The 16,354-nt window shown below is 45.8% G+C and carries 25 protein-coding genes; all 25 read right to left on the bottom strand.

The window, feature by feature from the left end:
• Positions 1 to 311, bottom strand: a 311-nt coding sequence (locus Q0E19_RS06660) for a hypothetical protein (protein WP_294408339.1), incomplete at its 3' end; no start/stop codon positions are given.
• A gap of 12 nt (positions 312 to 323) precedes the next feature.
• Positions 324 to 686: a hypothetical protein gene (locus Q0E19_RS06665; RefSeq protein ID WP_294408341.1), complete on the bottom strand. Its 363-nt coding sequence runs from the start codon at positions 684 to 686 to the stop codon at positions 324 to 326.
• Positions 687 to 698: 12 nt separating this feature from the next.
• Positions 699 to 3,548 carry a hypothetical protein gene (locus tag Q0E19_RS06670; protein WP_294408344.1) on the bottom strand — a complete coding sequence of 950 codons (2,850 nt, stop codon included), beginning with the start codon at positions 3,546 to 3,548 and terminating at the stop codon, positions 699 to 701.
• Complete coding sequence (locus Q0E19_RS06675) at positions 3,545 to 3,775, bottom strand: hypothetical protein (RefSeq protein ID WP_294408346.1); 231 nt, start codon at positions 3,773 to 3,775, stop codon at positions 3,545 to 3,547. Before Q0E19_RS06675 ends, Q0E19_RS06670 begins: the two co-directional genes overlap by 4 nt.
• 98 nt (positions 3,776 to 3,873) lie before the next feature.
• A complete protein-coding gene (locus tag Q0E19_RS06680) occupies positions 3,874 to 4,230 on the bottom strand; it encodes a DUF6096 family protein (protein ID WP_294408347.1) in 357 nt (118 codons plus the stop codon).
• Positions 4,231 to 4,249: 19 nt separating this feature from the next.
• Positions 4,250 to 4,690: a hypothetical protein gene (locus tag Q0E19_RS06685; RefSeq protein ID WP_294408349.1), complete on the bottom strand. Its 441-nt coding sequence runs from the start codon at positions 4,688 to 4,690 to the stop codon at positions 4,250 to 4,252.
• A 4-nt stretch (positions 4,691 to 4,694) separates the two neighbouring features.
• On the bottom strand, positions 4,695 to 5,063 hold the full coding sequence (locus Q0E19_RS06690) for a hypothetical protein (RefSeq protein ID WP_294408350.1): 369 nt from the start codon (positions 5,061 to 5,063) through the stop codon (positions 4,695 to 4,697).
• Complete coding sequence (locus tag Q0E19_RS06695; protein ID WP_294408352.1) at positions 5,064 to 5,495, bottom strand: HK97-gp10 family putative phage morphogenesis protein; 432 nt, start codon at positions 5,493 to 5,495, stop codon at positions 5,064 to 5,066.
• Positions 5,496 to 5,499: 4 nt separating this feature from the next.
• Positions 5,500 to 5,826, bottom strand: a complete 327-nt coding sequence (locus Q0E19_RS06700; protein ID WP_294408353.1) for a hypothetical protein — start codon at positions 5,824 to 5,826, stop codon at positions 5,500 to 5,502.
• Positions 5,807 to 6,124 (bottom strand): phage head-tail connector protein, encoded by a 318-nt coding sequence (locus Q0E19_RS06705; RefSeq protein ID WP_294408355.1) that lies wholly within the window; start codon positions 6,122 to 6,124, stop codon positions 5,807 to 5,809. Before Q0E19_RS06705 ends, Q0E19_RS06700 begins: the two co-directional genes overlap by 20 nt.
• 16 nt (positions 6,125 to 6,140) lie before the next feature.
• On the bottom strand, positions 6,141 to 7,139 hold the full coding sequence (locus Q0E19_RS06710; RefSeq protein WP_294408357.1) for a major capsid protein: 999 nt from the start codon (positions 7,137 to 7,139) through the stop codon (positions 6,141 to 6,143).
• 21 nt (positions 7,140 to 7,160) lie between these two features.
• Positions 7,161 to 7,763 carry a DUF4355 domain-containing protein gene (locus tag Q0E19_RS06715; protein WP_294408359.1) on the bottom strand — a complete coding sequence of 201 codons (603 nt, stop codon included), beginning with the start codon at positions 7,761 to 7,763 and terminating at the stop codon, positions 7,161 to 7,163.
• Between the two features lie 126 nt (positions 7,764 to 7,889).
• Complete coding sequence (locus tag Q0E19_RS06720) at positions 7,890 to 8,024, bottom strand: hypothetical protein (protein ID WP_294408361.1); 135 nt, start codon at positions 8,022 to 8,024, stop codon at positions 7,890 to 7,892.
• Between the two features lie 32 nt (positions 8,025 to 8,056).
• Positions 8,057 to 8,311 carry a hypothetical protein gene (locus tag Q0E19_RS06725; protein WP_294408363.1) on the bottom strand — a complete coding sequence of 85 codons (255 nt, stop codon included), beginning with the start codon at positions 8,309 to 8,311 and terminating at the stop codon, positions 8,057 to 8,059.
• Position 8,312: 1 nt separating this feature from the next.
• Entirely contained in the window at positions 8,313 to 9,863 is a 1,551-nt protein-coding gene (locus Q0E19_RS06730; protein ID WP_294408365.1) for a minor capsid protein, read from the bottom strand.
• On the bottom strand, positions 9,850 to 11,202 hold the full coding sequence (locus Q0E19_RS06735) for a phage portal protein (protein ID WP_294408367.1): 1,353 nt from the start codon (positions 11,200 to 11,202) through the stop codon (positions 9,850 to 9,852). Before Q0E19_RS06735 ends, Q0E19_RS06730 begins: the two co-directional genes overlap by 14 nt.
• 24 nt (positions 11,203 to 11,226) lie before the next feature.
• Positions 11,227 to 12,516 (bottom strand): PBSX family phage terminase large subunit, encoded by a 1,290-nt coding sequence (locus tag Q0E19_RS06740; RefSeq protein ID WP_294408368.1) that lies wholly within the window; start codon positions 12,514 to 12,516, stop codon positions 11,227 to 11,229.
• Complete coding sequence (locus Q0E19_RS06745) at positions 12,513 to 12,953, bottom strand: hypothetical protein (protein ID WP_294408369.1); 441 nt, start codon at positions 12,951 to 12,953, stop codon at positions 12,513 to 12,515. Before Q0E19_RS06745 ends, Q0E19_RS06740 begins: the two co-directional genes overlap by 4 nt.
• An 86-nt stretch (positions 12,954 to 13,039) precedes the next feature.
• Complete coding sequence (locus tag Q0E19_RS06750) at positions 13,040 to 13,324, bottom strand: hypothetical protein (protein ID WP_294408371.1); 285 nt, start codon at positions 13,322 to 13,324, stop codon at positions 13,040 to 13,042.
• Positions 13,325 to 13,675: 351 nt separating this feature from the next.
• Positions 13,676 to 14,134: a hypothetical protein gene (locus tag Q0E19_RS06755; protein ID WP_294408373.1), complete on the bottom strand. Its 459-nt coding sequence runs from the start codon at positions 14,132 to 14,134 to the stop codon at positions 13,676 to 13,678.
• Positions 14,131 to 14,448 (bottom strand): hypothetical protein, encoded by a 318-nt coding sequence (locus Q0E19_RS06760; protein ID WP_294408375.1) that lies wholly within the window; start codon positions 14,446 to 14,448, stop codon positions 14,131 to 14,133. Before Q0E19_RS06760 ends, Q0E19_RS06755 begins: the two co-directional genes overlap by 4 nt.
• Positions 14,448 to 14,729 (bottom strand): DUF3850 domain-containing protein, encoded by a 282-nt coding sequence (locus Q0E19_RS06765; RefSeq protein ID WP_294408377.1) that lies wholly within the window; start codon positions 14,727 to 14,729, stop codon positions 14,448 to 14,450. The genes Q0E19_RS06760 and Q0E19_RS06765 overlap by 1 nt, the downstream gene beginning before the upstream one ends.
• An 11-nt stretch (positions 14,730 to 14,740) precedes the next feature.
• A complete protein-coding gene (locus Q0E19_RS06770) occupies positions 14,741 to 15,106 on the bottom strand; it encodes a hypothetical protein (RefSeq protein ID WP_294408378.1) in 366 nt (121 codons plus the stop codon).
• A gap of 17 nt (positions 15,107 to 15,123) precedes the next feature.
• Positions 15,124 to 15,534 carry a hypothetical protein gene (locus Q0E19_RS06775; RefSeq protein ID WP_294408379.1) on the bottom strand — a complete coding sequence of 137 codons (411 nt, stop codon included), beginning with the start codon at positions 15,532 to 15,534 and terminating at the stop codon, positions 15,124 to 15,126.
• A gap of 4 nt (positions 15,535 to 15,538) precedes the next feature.
• A complete protein-coding gene (locus Q0E19_RS06780; protein WP_294408380.1) occupies positions 15,539 to 16,318 on the bottom strand; it encodes a DUF4373 domain-containing protein in 780 nt (259 codons plus the stop codon).
• Between the last annotated feature and the right edge of the window lie 36 nt (positions 16,319 to 16,354).

Consider the following 16,354-nt stretch of genomic DNA (forward strand, 5'->3'; position numbering starts at 1 on the left):
AGTTCAGCATAGGTATAGTTTTCGAGGTCGGCATAGGTCGTATCACCGTGTCCGTAGTCTGCTAGATAGAGATACAGCTCATATCTTCCGCCGAGATAGTCGGTGTCCGAGCCGCTTATGGTCATATCCCAAGACTGCGAGCATACCGCCCCAAGCTCTATATCATCAGACAGGCTTGTAGACTGCGCTGTGCTTGACGCTGAAATTATCTTTTCACCTGTTATGACGCTGTCAGCGCTCTCCAGCCACAGGCGAAATGTGCGGCAGTAGGATTCTATGCGGTCGGAAACCGCTGTGCTTGTGTTGTACATCGTACCGCCCCCCTATACTTCAATGAGGTTTACAGCTATCCCCTTGCACAGCCGTCTGTTTTCCGTCCACCCCCACACTTCATATGTGGGGTCGCCTGCGTACACCGTATAAGTCTTTTCGGCAAAGGTTTCATCGGGTATGGTAACGTCGAAAAACGACCTGTCAATATTTGATATGAAACTGTTTATCTGCGCTGTCTGTTCCCCCGTCAGACCGAACCATTTCAATGTAATGGTCTTTTTTATTCCGATAAGATCACCCACCAGCCGACAGTCAGCGGATCTCCCCGTATTGCTCGACCATATCTTGTTGTTCGTAAAGCTGACCTCGGAAGGCGCAGGCATTTCAACACCATCAAATTCAAGTTTTCCCATTATCCGCCCTCCTTACGTTCTTATCGGCGACCTGCCATTACGTCTTGTGTAGTCGTTTATGTTCTCTATGACCTTGTCGGATACTACCCTGCTGTCCAGTTTAAGCTCTATGCTTATGCTTGTATTTTTACCGCTGCGATCACCGCTTGCCATAAGTGCATTATAGAACGAGCTTTCCACCGCAGCCGCAATAGCGTCTGTGATCTGATCGTTATTTGCAACGGCGGTCTTTGTTCCTATCCTGCCCACCATTTCAGGACCTTTCTCCCTTGCCACAAAGACCTCGCCGTAGTCGGGCAAGCCGCCGTCTGCATAGCCGTTCATATCAGCAAGATATTCTCCGAATCCGCTCCAGAACCCGAACCAGCCGCCTTTTTCATTATAAACATCTGCTATATCCGAGGCTGACACACCTGAGTTCAGCCCATCTACCGCACTCTGACCGAGATCATAGAAAAAGTTAAACCAGCCGCTGAAAGTTTCTCCCAGACCGCCAACAAGTGCAGAAAAGCCTTCCGATATCTTTCCTGCCGCCCATGACACGCCGTCATATACCTCTGCTCCCCTGTCCTGCCAGAATTCGTTCCACGCATGATAACCTGTCTTTATATCGTCCCAGCGGTCGATGAACCAGTTTTTCACGTCCGTACTTTTTTCGCTGAGAACGTCAAATAATTTTGCGCCTTTGTCCTCCCAGAATTCGTTCCAGTTTCCACCGACACGTTCCCAGAAGCTTGTCCAGCCTGAACCGAAAAGCTTTTCAACTCCCCCTTCTGCGGTTTCGATCAGCGGATACCATTCGCCGCTTTCAATGCCCTCATACATCGCTTCGCCCACATCGGACCAGTAGTCGCTCCAGTTGTCACCGAATACAAGGCGGACTGCTGCGTCTGCGTCATTGAGCAAGGGCTGCCAGTTGCCGTTCTCTATCCCCTCATACATATCCTCGCCGACACGCTCCCAGAAGCTTGTCCATTTTGTCCCGAAGAGCTGTTCCACAACACCCTCCGCCTTTTCAAGACCTTCCACAAAACTGTCGCTGAACACACTCATTTTCAGCGTTGCTCCCTTTGCCGCCTTGTTCTGAAGATCGGATATGTCACCGCTGAGTCCTTCGAGATCATCTGCGAACAGGTCAAGGTCATTGAGATCCTGATCCGATATGAGGTTTCCCAGCAGGGAATTTCCGCTGCCCAAGGTGGTTATCTCATCAAAAGAGGCAAGCTCGCCCGTTATTTCCGAAAGGTCGTCAAGCTGATCTGATACGCCGCTCAGACTTTCCTGTGCCGATGATGATACATCTGACACGGAATCAAGATCATTACCAAGCGCAGCCACACCATCAGCCGCCTTTTGCGCAGAAGTATCTATACTATCTATCCCGCCGTCATTTCCGAGGGAAGTAATAAGCGCTATCGCACCTGCCGCAAGAGCTATCCAGCCGAAAGCTGATCTCATTACCGCTCCCAGCGTCACGGTCTGAGGAATGAGCAGAGCCTGTACAGCGTGAAGAGCCGTTTTTGCAACAGTAAGTCCCTTTATGCTGACCGTAAGCACAGGTATAGCCGCCGCTGACAGCAGGCATATTTTCAGAAACGTTTTTGATATGGGGTTAAGGCTGTCATACCACATCGCAGCCTGCGCTGCTTTGTCCGCTAAACTCGTCATAACCGGAACAGCCGCCTTTACCCCTGCCGTCAGCATTGGCAGAGCAGTCTGCACAAAAGGCAGAAAAGCCGTACCCATTTCCAGCCTTGCTTTCTGCACCTCATTTTGCAGCAGTCTGAACTGGTTCGCAGGGCTGTCTATGGTTCTGGCAAGATCTCCTTGTGCTGTTGAGGTCTGTTTCATTATGGCTATGTATCTGCCCAGCAGTTTCTGCTGATTGGTAAGCTCCGAGCCTGTCTGTGCTATGCCGTACTGATAAGCATACTGCTTAACGGTATTTTCGTCCACCAGTATGCCGAGAGCTTTCAGCGGTTCTGTTTCTCCCGTAATGCCGCTGCGCAGCTTTGTAAAAGCTTCCTCGCTGTCGATATTATAAAAGCTCGCCATATCCTCTGAAAGTTCCGTAAGGCTGGTCGAAAGTTCATAAGCCTGTTCGTCCGCAAGTCCCATGGACTTAGTCATGGTGTACAGTATACCTGTGTTTTTGCGCAGTGACACCGCATTTAGTCCAAGACTTTCCGAAAGTTCCTCTGACCATTTCTGTGCCTTGTCCGCATATGCTCCAAGAGAGGTCAAAAAAAGGCTGTCGCTTTCAACAGCGTCCATAGCGGCTGAAATACTGTCACTCAGAAATCTTCCTATGCCGAGAGCGGCAACTCCTGCGGATATCTTTTTAAATGAGGATATCACCGTATCAGAAGCCTGTTCCGCACCTTTGCCGAGGTCGTTCAGAGATCTTTTGGTATCATCATTATTCTTCTTTAAGCTCTTTGCTGTTTTGGAAGAACTTTCAGTAACATTCTGTGACGCTTTTTCAGTTTTCGCCGTTATCTTATCAGCAGCTGAAACAACGTCAGACGTTATCTGCGCTGCACGTTTTGAAACGATCTGAGAGGCTTGTTCTGCCTTTTCGGAAACTTCATTATGAATGACCGTCCAAGCTTTTTTCATGCTTTCTCTTTGATCCATTCCCTGCTCACGAAAGACAGCAGCTATGGCGGCAGCTTTTGAACGGCAATTTCTTTCAGTGTCGGCAAGTATCTCATCTATACGTTTCTGTGATTTTGATATCTGTGCAGAAGCTTCCTCTGCCTTACTTCCGAGATCGTTCAGATCCCCTTTTGCCTGACTGACCTTTTGTTTAAGATCATTATTCTGTGCTGAAATTATTATTTTAAGCTCTTCAACAGTCATTTTTCTTCACCCCTTTCATATGCACTTTTTCCTGCTGCACTGACCTGCGCCTTTATTATTTTCCAGTCCTGAGATATATCCCTCTTCCTTGCTGTAATGGGGTATATCTCCTCTATGTAAGGCATTTCGGAAGGAGCGTGTACAGCGTAGGTCATAAGCTTTGCGGCGGCATAGTCAAAACGTGCCTTTTCTATAAGCCGCTGTCTTTCGTTTTCGCTTTGTGCCATAATGGTTTCGGATATCTCTTTCAGCGACATCTCCCAGAAATCAAAGCATGATATGCCCCATTTCAGCGCCTCAGGATACAGCTTGTCCAGTATTCCGCTTACAGTCTGTTCTCTGTTGTTTCGGGAATTTCCTTTTGGGTCGGAACTTCCCTCTTCATAAAACCCGAACAGCGGTAGACCTCCATAAATATATCCGCAAGCTCGTCCTGTCCGTGACCTTCGTCTATAAATCTGTCGTACAGCTCCATTGCTTCATCAAAGTCTGTACCATGATGAAATCTCTGCAAAGCCGCCCAGAGGATAGTCACCTGAACATTCACGCTGTCTATCCTGCTCCATGCTCTGGCAAGAGAGCTGCCCAGCTTTTTTTCAGCCTCCACCGCAGCCGCAGCCGATATTTTCAGCCTGTACGTTTCCGAACCGACCGTCATAACTGCAAAAGGTGTATTTATCATAATTTATCCCTCCGAAATATTATTCAAAACTTTCTTCCATTTCCGATTCAACAGTAGTCGTGAGGGTGAATTTAAGTGCCTCCGCTACTCCTGCTCCTGTACGCTTTACGGAAACTCCGCCTTTCCAGCGGTTATAAGAGCCGTCAGGATAAGTGAGTTTGAACCAAAGGGACTTGCCGCCGCTCTGAGCTGTTTTGAGATACTTGTATGTTTCAAGCACATCTGTTTCGGAAGCGTCGTCAGCGCTTTCCCTGTTGTAGTAAAAATTGAACTGAAGAGAACCGTAATCCGCAAGTTTGCTGTCTATTGTCCTCTTGTTCTTGTCATTAAAGTTTGTTACATCGAGCTTATCCGTATCTCCGCCCATATCGGGGAACTGATAAAAACCGTAAAGCTTCTTGAAAGTTCCTTCCTTTGTTTCGCTTGCACAAAGTGCTGTACCCTGTGAACTGTATTCCATGATCCTAACTCCTTTCATATACGGCGAGAGTTTTTTCGTCAACTACGCCGGTGAATGTCATTGTCTTTCTGTGCAGGCTGTCCTCTTCAATACCTGCTGCGCTTAGCCTGCGAAAACCCGCTTTTATCATCAGTGCAGATATCATGCAGGCTGTTTCCTCACACCGCTGCCTTGTGGGGCTGTTATCCCATATATCGAGCTGCACTGTGAGCTGTGAAAATCTTTCTTCTCCGTCAAGCACCACCGCAGAATTATCGGATATCTCCGTTACCGTTGTAATCGGAAATTCCGGCGAGCCTTTCGGAAACCCTATCTCCACGTTCTTACAGGCAGATGATATGACCTTGCGTATCCGAGGATATATGTCATGCATTTACCTATCTTCCCCTTCTTTTATAATGCGGCTGAATATTTCCGCCGCCTGTCTTGCACCTTCCTCTGCCGCAGGGCGCATAAAAGGACGGGGCATCATACCATGTGAGGTATGATACTTTCCGTCCGTACCTTTATATACCCAGCTTTCCTTTGTGGTGTGGGCGACCTCTTTATCACCCTTTGTGCCTGTTCCGTATTCGTTGAAAATGGCATGATCTGAATTTGTGTACACCTCTGCGGTATGCCCCTCTGCAATGTTCAGCTTTATACTGCGGCGGAGATCGCCTGTGTCAACGGGAGCGAGAAGCTTTGCCTGCCCCTGTATCAAAGCGGCTGTCTTTGCCACACCACTGTCTACGATCTTATCAGAAACCATTCCGTCGAGCCGTTTTATGATATCATCAAGACCTTTTACAGACACTGTTTTCATAGTGTTACGCCCCCTCCAGTTCGCCTGTTACAAGGATGTGTGAAGAGTATTCCGCTATGGATATTATCCTGTACTGCCTGCCGTTTTCATCTCTGAATCCGTCGCCATTGCTGAATAACAGCATTGCTTTATCTTTCAGTACTGTCAGTTGTATCATATTCCTTACTCTTTCACCGTAAAGCTCTGCGGAAAGGCTGTCGGAAACAGGTTTTACCGCTGCGCTGAATTTCCCCGCAAAGCGTTTTTCTATTGCCGTGCCAACATATCCGCTGTCAGCTTTTTCATACCTGTAAAGTTCAAAGCTGTGCAGATCAGCTCTCATCAAACGCATAGACCGCACCAGCCTTTCTCGGATAATTTTTCAGTCTGGATCTGATATCATCCGGCAGTCCGTCAATAAAGCTCCGTGAAACAGAGCCTTCGGAGCGTGAGCTTTCGCCCCACGCCCCCTCTCTTTCAAACATTATGACCGCAAGCTGCACCTGTGCGCTTACCAGCCTTTCGGGCAGCTCGTCACGTCCTATCTCATCAAGAATAATGTCCTTTGCCGCTTCAAGAAGATATTCCATTTTCTCTTCCGACAGCACATCAGCGCCAAGAGCCGCCTCCAGCGCACGTTCAGCATTCATCTTTTATCCTCCCATATCAGCCTGTCGTCTTAGGCAGTATCTTTATGCCTTTAAGCACTCCTGCCTTTTTGGTATTTTTAAGCGCAACGCCTGCCACAAGCTCCACATCGCCTTTCTTGACTGTCCCCGGAGCGTTAAGGTCAGGCATATATGATGTTATGACCTTATTTCCCGTCGGCGAGATACCGCAGAAAGCGTCTGTGCCGATGGTTACTGCATATATGGCAGATGTGCCGTAATCGGTCGATGACGGTTTGCTGGTTTCAACGATATCCACCGTATTTGTGCCGTCAAAATACTGACCGCAGTCCATAAGCGGGATACCGTTATATGTTTCGACAGTCCTGCCGAAATCGTCTTTTGTGCGGTCATAATAGCCTGCCCTTCTGGCGCAGGAACGCAGCTTTGTAAGCACCTTATTGTTCATGAGCAGCAGCGAAGGCTTTCCGTCAAGCAGCGAGATAAAACTGTCAAGCTCATCGAGGAAAGCATTGTAGTTCTGATCTGTAAGGGCGGAAGTGGAAAGGTCGGTTTCCGAAGTGATCTCTGTATCTGCACCGCTGAGCAGCTTTTTCAGTCCGTCAAAAGTCCCCGTCACATAACCTGTTCCGCTTGCCGCAGACGTTCCGTTCACAGCAGCGTTTGTGAAATAATTTGCGGTAGCCTTTATCTTCTGCTCCGCCTGAAAAGCAAGCTCGTCTACCGCTCCGCTCGTTCCTGCGATAACTCTGTCCACCTCAAAAGAACCGCCCATGATACAAGCCTTTGTGGTCTTTTCCACACGCTTTGCCTCTCCTGCGGTGTACTCACTGTTTATAGTTCTCACGTTGGCTGTTGACGGTGTTTTAAGCTGCATATATCCGTAACTAAGGGTAGAGCCGCCTGTGCCAGGCGATATCGCATTATCGAAAACGAGCATATCCAGCAGCAGGCTTGAACGTCTGAATGTGTCAATGACCTGCTGATCTACCTTATCTGACATACCGATCTTTGCTTCTGCAAGTGTAATAGCCATAATTTATTCCTCCTAAAAATATCAGTTTCCTGCGTTTCTCATTCTTAATGCCTCGGCAAGGCTTACAGGTTCGCTCCTGCCGTCCGAGTGAAGATCCTTCGGGAGATCTCCGCCCTTTAATCTTGTATTGACCGCACCCGAAACTGCGGTATTGAACAGCTTTTCAAAAGCGTCTATATTTGCCTTTGAAGTTTCCGCATTATCCGCTGTAAGATATTTTGCGAAGTCGGCAGACAAGCCTCTCTTCTGAAGTTCAGCGCCGACGGACACCTCCAGCTGTGAATGTTCAAAATCGGCTCTTTTCTTTTCAAAATCAGCCTTGTCCTTTTCGAGCTGATATTTTTCACGTTCTGCCGCCGTCATTTTTTCAAGCTTTTTAGATTCGTCCGCAGCGTCCAGCTGTTCCTTCTGCCATTTTGTCTTTGCATTTTCAAGTGCATTCGACATAGCCTTGTTCCCCAGAATATCCTCCGCAGTAAACTTGCTGAAAACGTCGTCCAGCGTAAATTCCGCAGCGCCGCCCTCCTGCTTGCTGCCCTGAGCATTAGCTGCGTCAGCACAGTCCGGTGCCGTACCTTCCTCAGCAAAAAACTGCATTGGTATCCTGATAATGTTTCTGCACATAAAGATCCTCCCTCTTTCATGTATAAATGTATATGAAAAAAGCACCCTTTAAGGTGCTTAGTTCCGATATTAAAGTGATTTTGGGTATAAAAATACCGCCCGACCTTAGTCAAGCGGTAAAATTATTTATGCCGTTTCTCTTTTCTTTTTTGCTTCGTTCTCAAATTTTTCGAGTTCCTTCTGAAGTTCTTCCTTTGACATATTCTTGATATCATCAGGAATGATAACTCTGTCGTCAATAAAATATTTCTTTTCGTTCATTGTGAAGCACCTTTAAATTTGAAAAACTTAAATTACGCAAGATATTTTCTTGTATACTCAGTTTCTTCAAAAGTCACTTTGCCATTGTTTACAGTTATTTTTAGAACTATTGGCGCAGGAGTTTCGTCTTTTAACCCGTTTTTTCCTTTTTCGTGGTCGTAATATTGAAGCCAGATATCATTTTTTCCCCAACATTTCGGAAGCTTCTTAGCTTTTTCAAAGTCGAGAGAATTTGCAATACAGTATTCTCTTATTTGATTTTCGTATTGTGAAAACAACTTACACATATCACTCACTCCTTTTCTCAAATGTTCTGAAATCACCCTTGGAATTATAAATGACCGAACTGCTATGACCAAAACAATTCAGCACAGCGTAATCACCGTCAGAGGGCTGCATGCACAGAAAGTCCGTTCCCGGATGAGTATGCCCACTCCAACGATATCCGTCTTTTGCAAGTTTAACAGCGTCCTCAACATCGATCTGCACCATATATTCATTGCCACGAATGATGAGCCTGTCTTTGCCCTTTGTGAACATTGCAAACTCATCACCTGTATGAGCGGTCAGCGCCGAAAGATCAGCCATATTCACACTTTTCTTATCGACTATGATCCTGCTGTCAAATTCAGAAAGCTGTTCAAGTAAATTCTTCTGACGATTATTAAGCTCGATACCGAAAGTAAGCACAGCATTTGGATTGCCCTTGCCTGTATGTTTCTGCTCAATAGGAAACTCAATAGGTTTTTCTATTGAATTTATCGTCACTTTCTTCACTCCCTCTGTCTTTATTATACCATATTTTCCGTTTTTGTCAACATACTTTCTCTTCCATTCATCATAAGTCATATCCGCAGGAACACGCTGTATTTCGCCTGTCTGCGGATCTCTTGCCGAACGTTCAAGTCTGCCGCAGCAGGATTCGTCTATTACGGCAATAGTCGTTGAACGGCAGCGTGGGTGCATAGGGGGATAGTTTTTTCCTGCCTGTGCTTCATCAACGGGAAAGCACTTCCCGTCAAGAGAACGGCACAGCTCTGATGTGCGGCTGTCAAGCGTTGCAGTATAACGATATTTCTCTGTGCCTGTCTGCTCATAGCTTTTTAGTTCCGCCTGTTCATTCACATAACAGGATTCCGTGCGCACAAGTGTCATCGCCTGAGAATAGGAAGAATGCATCTTTGTCTGTATCTCCTCCGCCATTCGTCCGCCCGACTTTCCCGTAAGCACTCCGCAGAGCAGACAGTCTTCAAGCTCCTGCGATAATCGTTCTGTGTTTTCCCATATGCGTCGGGAATAATGCTTGCCGCTCCAGTTGGTGCTGAGTATCTCTTTTACTGTGTTTTCCGATATCTGAGAAAACCCGAAAGCTGCCCCTGTCCCTTTCTGAGCGTCAAATATGCTGCGATAATAGGTGTTTTTGACTATCTCCGCAAGTCCGCTGTCCATAAGTTCATTTGTATCGCCTGCTATATCCATACATACCTTATGGGCATTTTCCGCAAGCTGTTTAAGTCTGTCAAGCCTTGCCCTGTACGCAGGACTATTTATCTGCGCCGTTACTTTCGCCCTTTCTTCGGTGTCTTTTATCCTGCCGACTGCCTTTATGAGCCTTTTTATCACCTCTTCTGAGGGGACAGCCGCAAGCAGCCTTTCAGCTTCAGCTTCGGATATCCCCTTTGAAAAATTACGGAATATCTTTTCACATTCGCTCTGAATATATCTTACTGCATCAAGATATGCCGCCCCTATTTTCTGCGTCAACTCATCAGCCTTGAGCATTGCGCTGTCCATTCGCTTTTCCGCTCTGGCTTTCCAGTAATCCTCATTCGCCCTCAACTGTATCACCGTCACTTCTCAGACTGAACAGCGACTGCTGATACTCTGCGCTGTCCTGCTTTTCCTTTCTGATACGCTTCATTTCTTCCTGCGGATCTTCCACAAAAGGCAGCTGTGAAAGCAGCGTCTGTAAAGAAACCGTTCCGCTGAGGTTTGCTACCATATCCGCAAGTTCGGTCGTATTCGCAGGCAGACTTCTTGTCATTATGATCTCTATATCCGCTGTGTCAGTCCCCTGCCCTCTGATAGAAAGTATATGGTCGATAAGCCTGAGGCGGTATCTTAGTCCCTCTTTGAAAAAACGTTCCTTTGTCTTTGTCATAAGCTCAAAGCCGAAAAGCTTGTATGCCATAGCCACACCGCTTACGTTGCCGCCGAAATTATCGTCCGACATATCGGGGACTTTTGAAATAGTATGTATATCCTTTTTCAAAGCGCTGCGGAGTATTTCCACAGAGCTTTCGTCAAACTGCCTTGCAAGGTATGCCGCCTCTGCACCCTCAGGAAGTTCAAGGACACCGTTGTTCTTAACGGCACGGTATGTTTCAGATCTCTCCTTATCGGTGTCGCCCAGCACAGCACCTTTTATAAGCAGCAGGGCATTCACAAACTGCTCCTTGTCGTTGACTCTGTCGCTCATCAGCAGATCATATGCGTCTATAAGTGATATGACCTGCTCAAAATCTCCCTGACAATTCTGGTTGTTGTATATCTCATTGAGCGGAACTGCTCCGAAATGATGTTCTTTTGGCTGCTGCGCCTGTGAAAATATAAGAGATGATGACATTTCAAAAGGCTGCTCATAACTGGCTGTATAAAGGCAGCAGGCATAATGCTCAACATTTCCGCTGTCATTGAAGATAGGATAATATGTCACCCCGAAAAGCGGATCATGCCGCACCGTATCATCATACACCACAAAAGCGTTCCTCGGATCAAGTTTTGCAAGACGTGGTTCAGGCTCAGTGTCATTGTTCATATACACAAGTTCAAAAGCACGTCCGTATATTGCAAGGTCAAGGGCAAGATCGCTGTCCTGCGTAGCGGAATCTGCTCTTTTCAGCACATCTGTCATCTTTGTGATATCATGCTTTGACTTGTATGTGCATGGCGTGCCTGCAAGATATCCTGCGGATATATCGGCAATGTAGCTTGCGTGATTGACCACAACTTTGTTGTTTGCAAGCCCGCTGCCCTTTTCCCTTTGCAGCACAGAATGATGACCGTCATAATATCGGCGCAGCTTTTCAAGCCGTCCTGTCATTTTGTTTTTATGTATGCCTATATATTTCGCAGCAAGTTCCGCCGTTATTATGGTATTTACCGCAGCAGTAAACATTATTTTCCCTCCTGTTTTCCCTGTCTAAAGAATTATCCTGCCAGTAGTCACTCTGCGTCCGCCCAGTATCGTATTGCAGAAATACCGTACAGCGTCCATAGCATGATCGTGTTCCTTAACAGGCTTATCCTCGCCGTAAGCGCAGGCTCTGCTGTCCCAGATATATGAACCGAACTCGGCTCTTGTATTGACGCAGCAGTCTGAAAACAGCAGACTGCCTTTCTGCAGCAGCGAACCTGTAAGCCGTATGCCGTCAAGCACGTTATTCTTTGCTTTTATAATACTAAGACCCCTGCGCCGCAGACATTCGTGCAGACTTGCGGCAGAGGGGTCGATGATCACATATTTTATTTTTTTATCTCCTATAAATCCGCAAAGGTCGTCAGCATATTCTTCATCTGTTTTCTGCCTTGCGCATTTTCTTCCGTCATAATAATATTCTCTTGTGCATATCCACCTGCCGTCCTCTGACCTTTCCCAAAGCAGGAATACAGTAGGATTCAATGTGCCGTAGTCTATGGAAACGTACTTTGCGCTGCCCTCCGACATTGCAGGCAGGGTATGTATGATATGCTTTTGCGGATCGAACATATCGTAGACTATTCCCTCTGCGGCAGCCCACTCACCGAGGATATACCGCTGATAAAAAACTCCTGTCCACTGAGATCTGTACCTTGCTTTTATCTCTTCGGAAAGGCTGAGGTTATCGTCCATGGTAAAGTGAAGATACAGCATATCCTTTTCGTCTGTCCTGTTTATCCACTCCTGTCTGAACCAATGGAACGGACCGTCGGGATTGCAGCTGAACCAGAACTTTGAGCCGTTCACGGAACATCTTGCCGTTGCCTGATCCACAAAGCTTTTCGGCATAAGCGCAGCCTCGTCAAGCAGGACTCCCGCCAGAGTTATGCCCTGAATAAGATCCTGTGAGCTTTCATCTTTTCCGCCGAAGAGGTAAAAATAATTCTCCCTGCCGTTCATACTTACGGTAAGGAGATTATCCGCCCTATGATCTGTTATTTTATAGTTACGGCTTGCGAGCATTGTTTTGAGAAGTCCCACAACGTTGCGCCGCAGAGAACCGATAGTCTTTCCGCAGAGAGCAAAGTTGCAGTGTTCAAAATTCTCCATTGCCCACATAACGAAAGACAGCGACAGGCACACTGTTTTTCCCGACCTGATAGCGCCGTCACATATGACTCCGCTGCTTGTGCAGTAAGGAGAAGCAGGATTCCACCATGTAAGCACTTTGAGCTGCTTTTCAGAAAACGGCTGAAAGCGGAACACAGCTTTTTTCCGGTCTGTATTTATCATTCGCCCCTCACGTCCTGTTTAGATCTGTCCTCTCTGTCTTCCCATACCTTTTTCGCAGCATTTTCAAGGGCGGCTATGAAGTTATCGTCCGCCTGCTGAGAAGTATCCTCGGCACGAGGGTTGTCCGACCACCTGCACCAGTTTTTCAGAGCAAAGATAGACATTGTGCTTTGATATTTTCCCAGCATACCGCCCTCTGCGATAACGTCGCTCTGTATCTGCTCAAACTCACTTTTTATAGTGGGGAAGTATTTATTGAGGGCGTTATAAATCGTTTTTCTGTCGCATTCGCAGTAATTATCTGCAAGCCATCTGCAAAAATTAGTCTGATTCGGAACTCTGGCAAAATCATTCTCAATGATATTATCGCAGAATTCCCTGAACAAAGCAATAAGCTTTGTCCCGCTATTAAATTTTCTAGGCTGCCCTCTCGGCATTGTATCACCTCGATCGTAATTATCATTTTTAGCAACAAAAAAGAGAGCACACGAATGTACTCTCCTACTGAAAACATTACTTATATTTATTCTATTTCTTGAATATATAACTTTAACATACACGGAATACAGGGTTGAAATACTCTTTTCGTGACTTTATAAGTCTTTCCATTCATCATTGATATATATATTGCAGAATTATACATATTAATTTTGCAATCATCTTCACCAAAAATTAAATCCTCAAAAAAGCCAGAATCTAAAGTTGTACAATATTTATCTCCTGCACGATAAGAATAGTCCGTAAATTCTATTTTTTTGCCATTAATATCGTGAGGATACATACATACTCGAATAAACTTTTTTTCCATTTTATCACTCCCTATCGCATATATAATACCACAAAAAGTAAATCTAATCAAGTTTCTGTGCTTAAATTCTCTTTTCTACACAAACCTCATATACCTTTTTTATGCAGAATTTCAAAATACCGACGCTTTACGACGTTTATGAATAAAATATTTCATGCAAAAGACACCCCGAACGGAGTGCCTTTCACGAAAATATTAAGGAGCATATCTAAAATGGTGGCGCAGGCTTTGAGTATCTCCCTCTCAGCCTGCATACGGAGCTTTCGCTCCGTCGGAACAACTTTTATGGAGGTTCCGCAGTGTATCTCTTTGCCTTTTCGGCTATTGTAATTATATCATAATATGTTACTCTCATTCACTCTCATTTACTCTCATCTTTATTGCTTTCAGAGCTGCACCATGTATGCGGTACAAATGCTGTGCCGAGTAACCCATCTCCTCCGCAATGCCCTTAACATACTCGCCTGTGCGCTCGTCAAATCGGCTCTCCCAGCGCTGATAGAGCAGGTATCTGCGCTCCAGTACCTCTCGCTGTGCGGCATTTGGTACGCTGTCTATAACGCTCTCTATCTCGAAGCGCTTTGCTATAAGCACGTCTGCAAGCTCTCGCTGTCTGCGTTCGTAGTCTGCTATATCTGCGATAGTGCTTGACATTCCGTCGCTGTCGGCTGTGCTGTGGCTTGCGCCTGAGCCGTCATAGGATATGCCCTTATACTCCAGCTGTGACCGCAGCTTGCTGACCTTTGCGCCGATGATATTTATGCGCCGCTCTATTTTGTATGCTTGGTTAAGATATTCTTTTGGAGTCATTTGCTGTCACCGTCCATTCTAGCTCCGCAAAGTGGACAATAAGTCGGGAACGTATCGCCGCATATTTCTTCTAAATCGCTTGCATAATATTCTGTTTTACATTCACTACATCTTGTACAGCCGTTTTCATACATTAATTCTGTGGCTTCCCACTTTCCGTGCCTTGTTTCCTGCACGTCTGCGGTAGGTTCGTCGTCGACTAGTTCACACAGATCATGATAAAGTTCCTCTGTGGTCTTGCCCCAATTAAATATACTGTCTGTTTGCGAGTCGATAGAATCCTTTAGCTTCTCAGCGTCAATATATCTTGCCATTATCTTACCTCCTTGATTCCTAGTACAACATACCCATTCTTTATTCCCCAGCCATTGAGGATATATGTTATCTTGTATGTATGCCCTGATATCTCGTGTTCTGCGTATTCTTCTCTTGTTGTGCCGTCTGAACTACGATAAATCTTTCCGTCAGTCGGTGTGAATTTTATCAGATCGCCCGTCTGAAATCCTCTGTCATTCTTCCTGACCTCGAAATTCTTCTCACCGCTCAGAACAGCGTCACAGAATTCTGTGTTAAGTTTCAGATCATGTGTTTTCACTTTTACCCCTCCTATAAACTCATCTGACTATCATCATAGTCAACTTTCCTTGTTGTCAGCCTGCCTTTATAATCAGGGTAGCTGTTCAACCTTTTGTACCTTTCGCTGGTCTTGTCAGCCATAAAGCTATTGTCCTGCTCAGGCGGAGTTGGCAGGTAATACTCCTGTGGGATTTCCAAATCGTTAGCCGTGCAGATATCCAGAATATATCGCTTATACGCCAGAACGTGATTTCTGCACAAATTGGCATTACAGCCGTCAGGCCATGACGGGTCACTACAGCCATGCTCGATAATGGACTTGTACCGCTCTATCGACTTTACAAGTTCTGCCGAATACTGTTTTAACATTTCTTCGGGCGTTTTACTCTTTGCCATGTTACCCCTCCTCAAACTCAGGACATTCCGTCACAGTGTACGAGTGTATCATACCGCCCTTTTGTGCCTCGTACATTCTGTGCTGACACGTCCTCCAACCCCTCGTCCCCGTCATAAACGAACTCGTCCCTAAACCCTGCAATAAAGTTGTTGTTATCATTCTTCAACCGCCCCGACTTCTGCAAAGCGTCAAGAATAAACTTCTTTGCAAATGCCACATTGTCCTTGTCACGTCTTTTGTTCGGCTCATGCCACACAAAGGTCATATGCACAGGGGAGCAGATCAGAAAACGCCTTGTGCTGAGAATAAGCATTATGTCATTCTCCACTGCCTTCTTGAACCCTGCTCCGCCGTAGCGGTTTCCCCTGCATTTGTCGATATATTCGTTCAGGCTCGGCAGTCTGAACGGTATCTTAAAGCTTATCACCCGCTCACCTCCCCATATCATCACTCAGCGAGAAATTCATTGCAAAGTCCTCAAATTCATCAAGGTCGTAGTTTGCACCGCTGTCGGGCGATGAGGCTGGCTTGTCCTCTGATATCCACTTTGAGATAAGCTTAAAAGGATCTCTGCAATGCTTTCCGCTTTTCTTCTGCCACTCGATTATCTTATCTATATATGTATCTGTGACAGACGCAGACGACATAGACGCTAACTTTCTGTACTGTTCCTGCGAAAGAGCTTCAAGGGCAGTCTTTTTGCAGTCAGACATAGATAAGTTATGTTCTGTTAAGTTAAGTTCTGTTGTTTCATTTTTGCTTGCATTTTTATCATTTTTGCTTGCAATTTTGCCCGAATCGCTGACAGTTTCGGAATTTTGGGCGCAGTTGACCAAGAGGTATTCTTTTAAAATTTTTGCATTTTTTCTGCGGCTCATATATTTCAGCCAGTTTTCCTGTATCCAGTCGGCTGTCAGTATGCCGTATTTTTTATACAAATTTTTATTAAAAAAATCCTCTTTAAGAAGTTCATTCAATATTTCCAGAACAAGCCCTTTACCTGCGTGTACCTTGTTCGCAAACAAAGTGCATACCCTGTCATTCCATTCACAATAGTACCCTTCGGCACTGCCGCAGACTTTCTTCCACAGCTTTTCGAGGATAGCATATCCTTTTAATCCATATGCCGCCTCGATATATTCAACACATTCCGAAACTTTATCGGGATATACCCTGCTCCAATCTCCGGTGGGTATCAAAATTGCAGGCATATTATATCCTGCCATATTCTCTCCTTATTCTGTTTA

Source organism: uncultured Ruminococcus sp. (assembly GCF_934476685.1).
In the GTDB taxonomy this organism is placed as follows: domain Bacteria; phylum Bacillota; class Clostridia; order Oscillospirales; family Ruminococcaceae; genus Hominimerdicola.

Excerpts from the sequence above, each read along its gene's own strand:
- Q0E19_RS06695 (WP_294408352.1), bottom strand. The coding sequence starts at position 5,495 with ATGAAAACAGTGTCTGTAAAAGGTCTTGATGATATCATAAAACGGCTC.
- Q0E19_RS06755 (WP_294408373.1), bottom strand. The coding sequence starts at position 14,134 with ATGACTCCAAAAGAATATCTTAACCAAGCATACAAAATAGAGCGGCGC.
- Q0E19_RS06750 (WP_294408371.1), bottom strand. The coding sequence starts at position 13,324 with ATGGAAAAAAAGTTTATTCGAGTATGTATGTATCCTCACGATATTAAT.
- Q0E19_RS06760 (WP_294408375.1), bottom strand. The coding sequence starts at position 14,448 with ATGGCAAGATATATTGACGCTGAGAAGCTAAAGGATTCTATCGACTCG.
- Q0E19_RS06745 (WP_294408369.1), bottom strand. The coding sequence starts at position 12,953 with ATGCCGAGAGGGCAGCCTAGAAAATTTAATAGCGGGACAAAGCTTATT.
- Q0E19_RS06670 (WP_294408344.1), bottom strand. The coding sequence starts at position 3,548 with ATGACTGTTGAAGAGCTTAAAATAATAATTTCAGCACAGAATAATGAT.
- Q0E19_RS06685 (WP_294408349.1), bottom strand. The coding sequence starts at position 4,690 with ATGGAATACAGTTCACAGGGTACAGCACTTTGTGCAAGCGAAACAAAG.
- Q0E19_RS06665 (WP_294408341.1), bottom strand. The coding sequence starts at position 686 with ATGGGAAAACTTGAATTTGATGGTGTTGAAATGCCTGCGCCTTCCGAG.
- Q0E19_RS06680 (WP_294408347.1), bottom strand. The coding sequence starts at position 4,230 with ATGATAAATACACCTTTTGCAGTTATGACGGTCGGTTCGGAAACGTAC.
- Q0E19_RS06740 (WP_294408368.1), bottom strand. The coding sequence starts at position 12,516 with ATGATAAATACAGACCGGAAAAAAGCTGTGTTCCGCTTTCAGCCGTTT.
- Q0E19_RS06725 (WP_294408363.1), bottom strand. The coding sequence starts at position 8,311 with ATGTGTAAGTTGTTTTCACAATACGAAAATCAAATAAGAGAATACTGT.
- Q0E19_RS06690 (WP_294408350.1), bottom strand. The coding sequence starts at position 5,063 with ATGCATGACATATATCCTCGGATACGCAAGGTCATATCATCTGCCTGT.
- Q0E19_RS06770 (WP_294408378.1), bottom strand. The coding sequence starts at position 15,106 with ATGGCAAAGAGTAAAACGCCCGAAGAAATGTTAAAACAGTATTCGGCA.
- Q0E19_RS06710 (WP_294408357.1), bottom strand. The coding sequence starts at position 7,139 with ATGGCTATTACACTTGCAGAAGCAAAGATCGGTATGTCAGATAAGGTA.
- Q0E19_RS06720 (WP_294408361.1), bottom strand. The coding sequence starts at position 8,024 with ATGAACGAAAAGAAATATTTTATTGACGACAGAGTTATCATTCCTGAT.
- Q0E19_RS06705 (WP_294408355.1), bottom strand. The coding sequence starts at position 6,124 with ATGAATGCTGAACGTGCGCTGGAGGCGGCTCTTGGCGCTGATGTGCTG.
- Q0E19_RS06735 (WP_294408367.1), bottom strand. The coding sequence starts at position 11,202 with ATGTTTACTGCTGCGGTAAATACCATAATAACGGCGGAACTTGCTGCG.
- Q0E19_RS06715 (WP_294408359.1), bottom strand. The coding sequence starts at position 7,763 with ATGTGCAGAAACATTATCAGGATACCAATGCAGTTTTTTGCTGAGGAA.
- Q0E19_RS06780 (WP_294408380.1), bottom strand. The coding sequence starts at position 16,318 with ATGCCTGCAATTTTGATACCCACCGGAGATTGGAGCAGGGTATATCCC.
- Q0E19_RS06675 (WP_294408346.1), bottom strand. The coding sequence starts at position 3,775 with ATGGCACAAAGCGAAAACGAAAGACAGCGGCTTATAGAAAAGGCACGT.
- Q0E19_RS06700 (WP_294408353.1), bottom strand. The coding sequence starts at position 5,826 with ATGCGTTTGATGAGAGCTGATCTGCACAGCTTTGAACTTTACAGGTAT.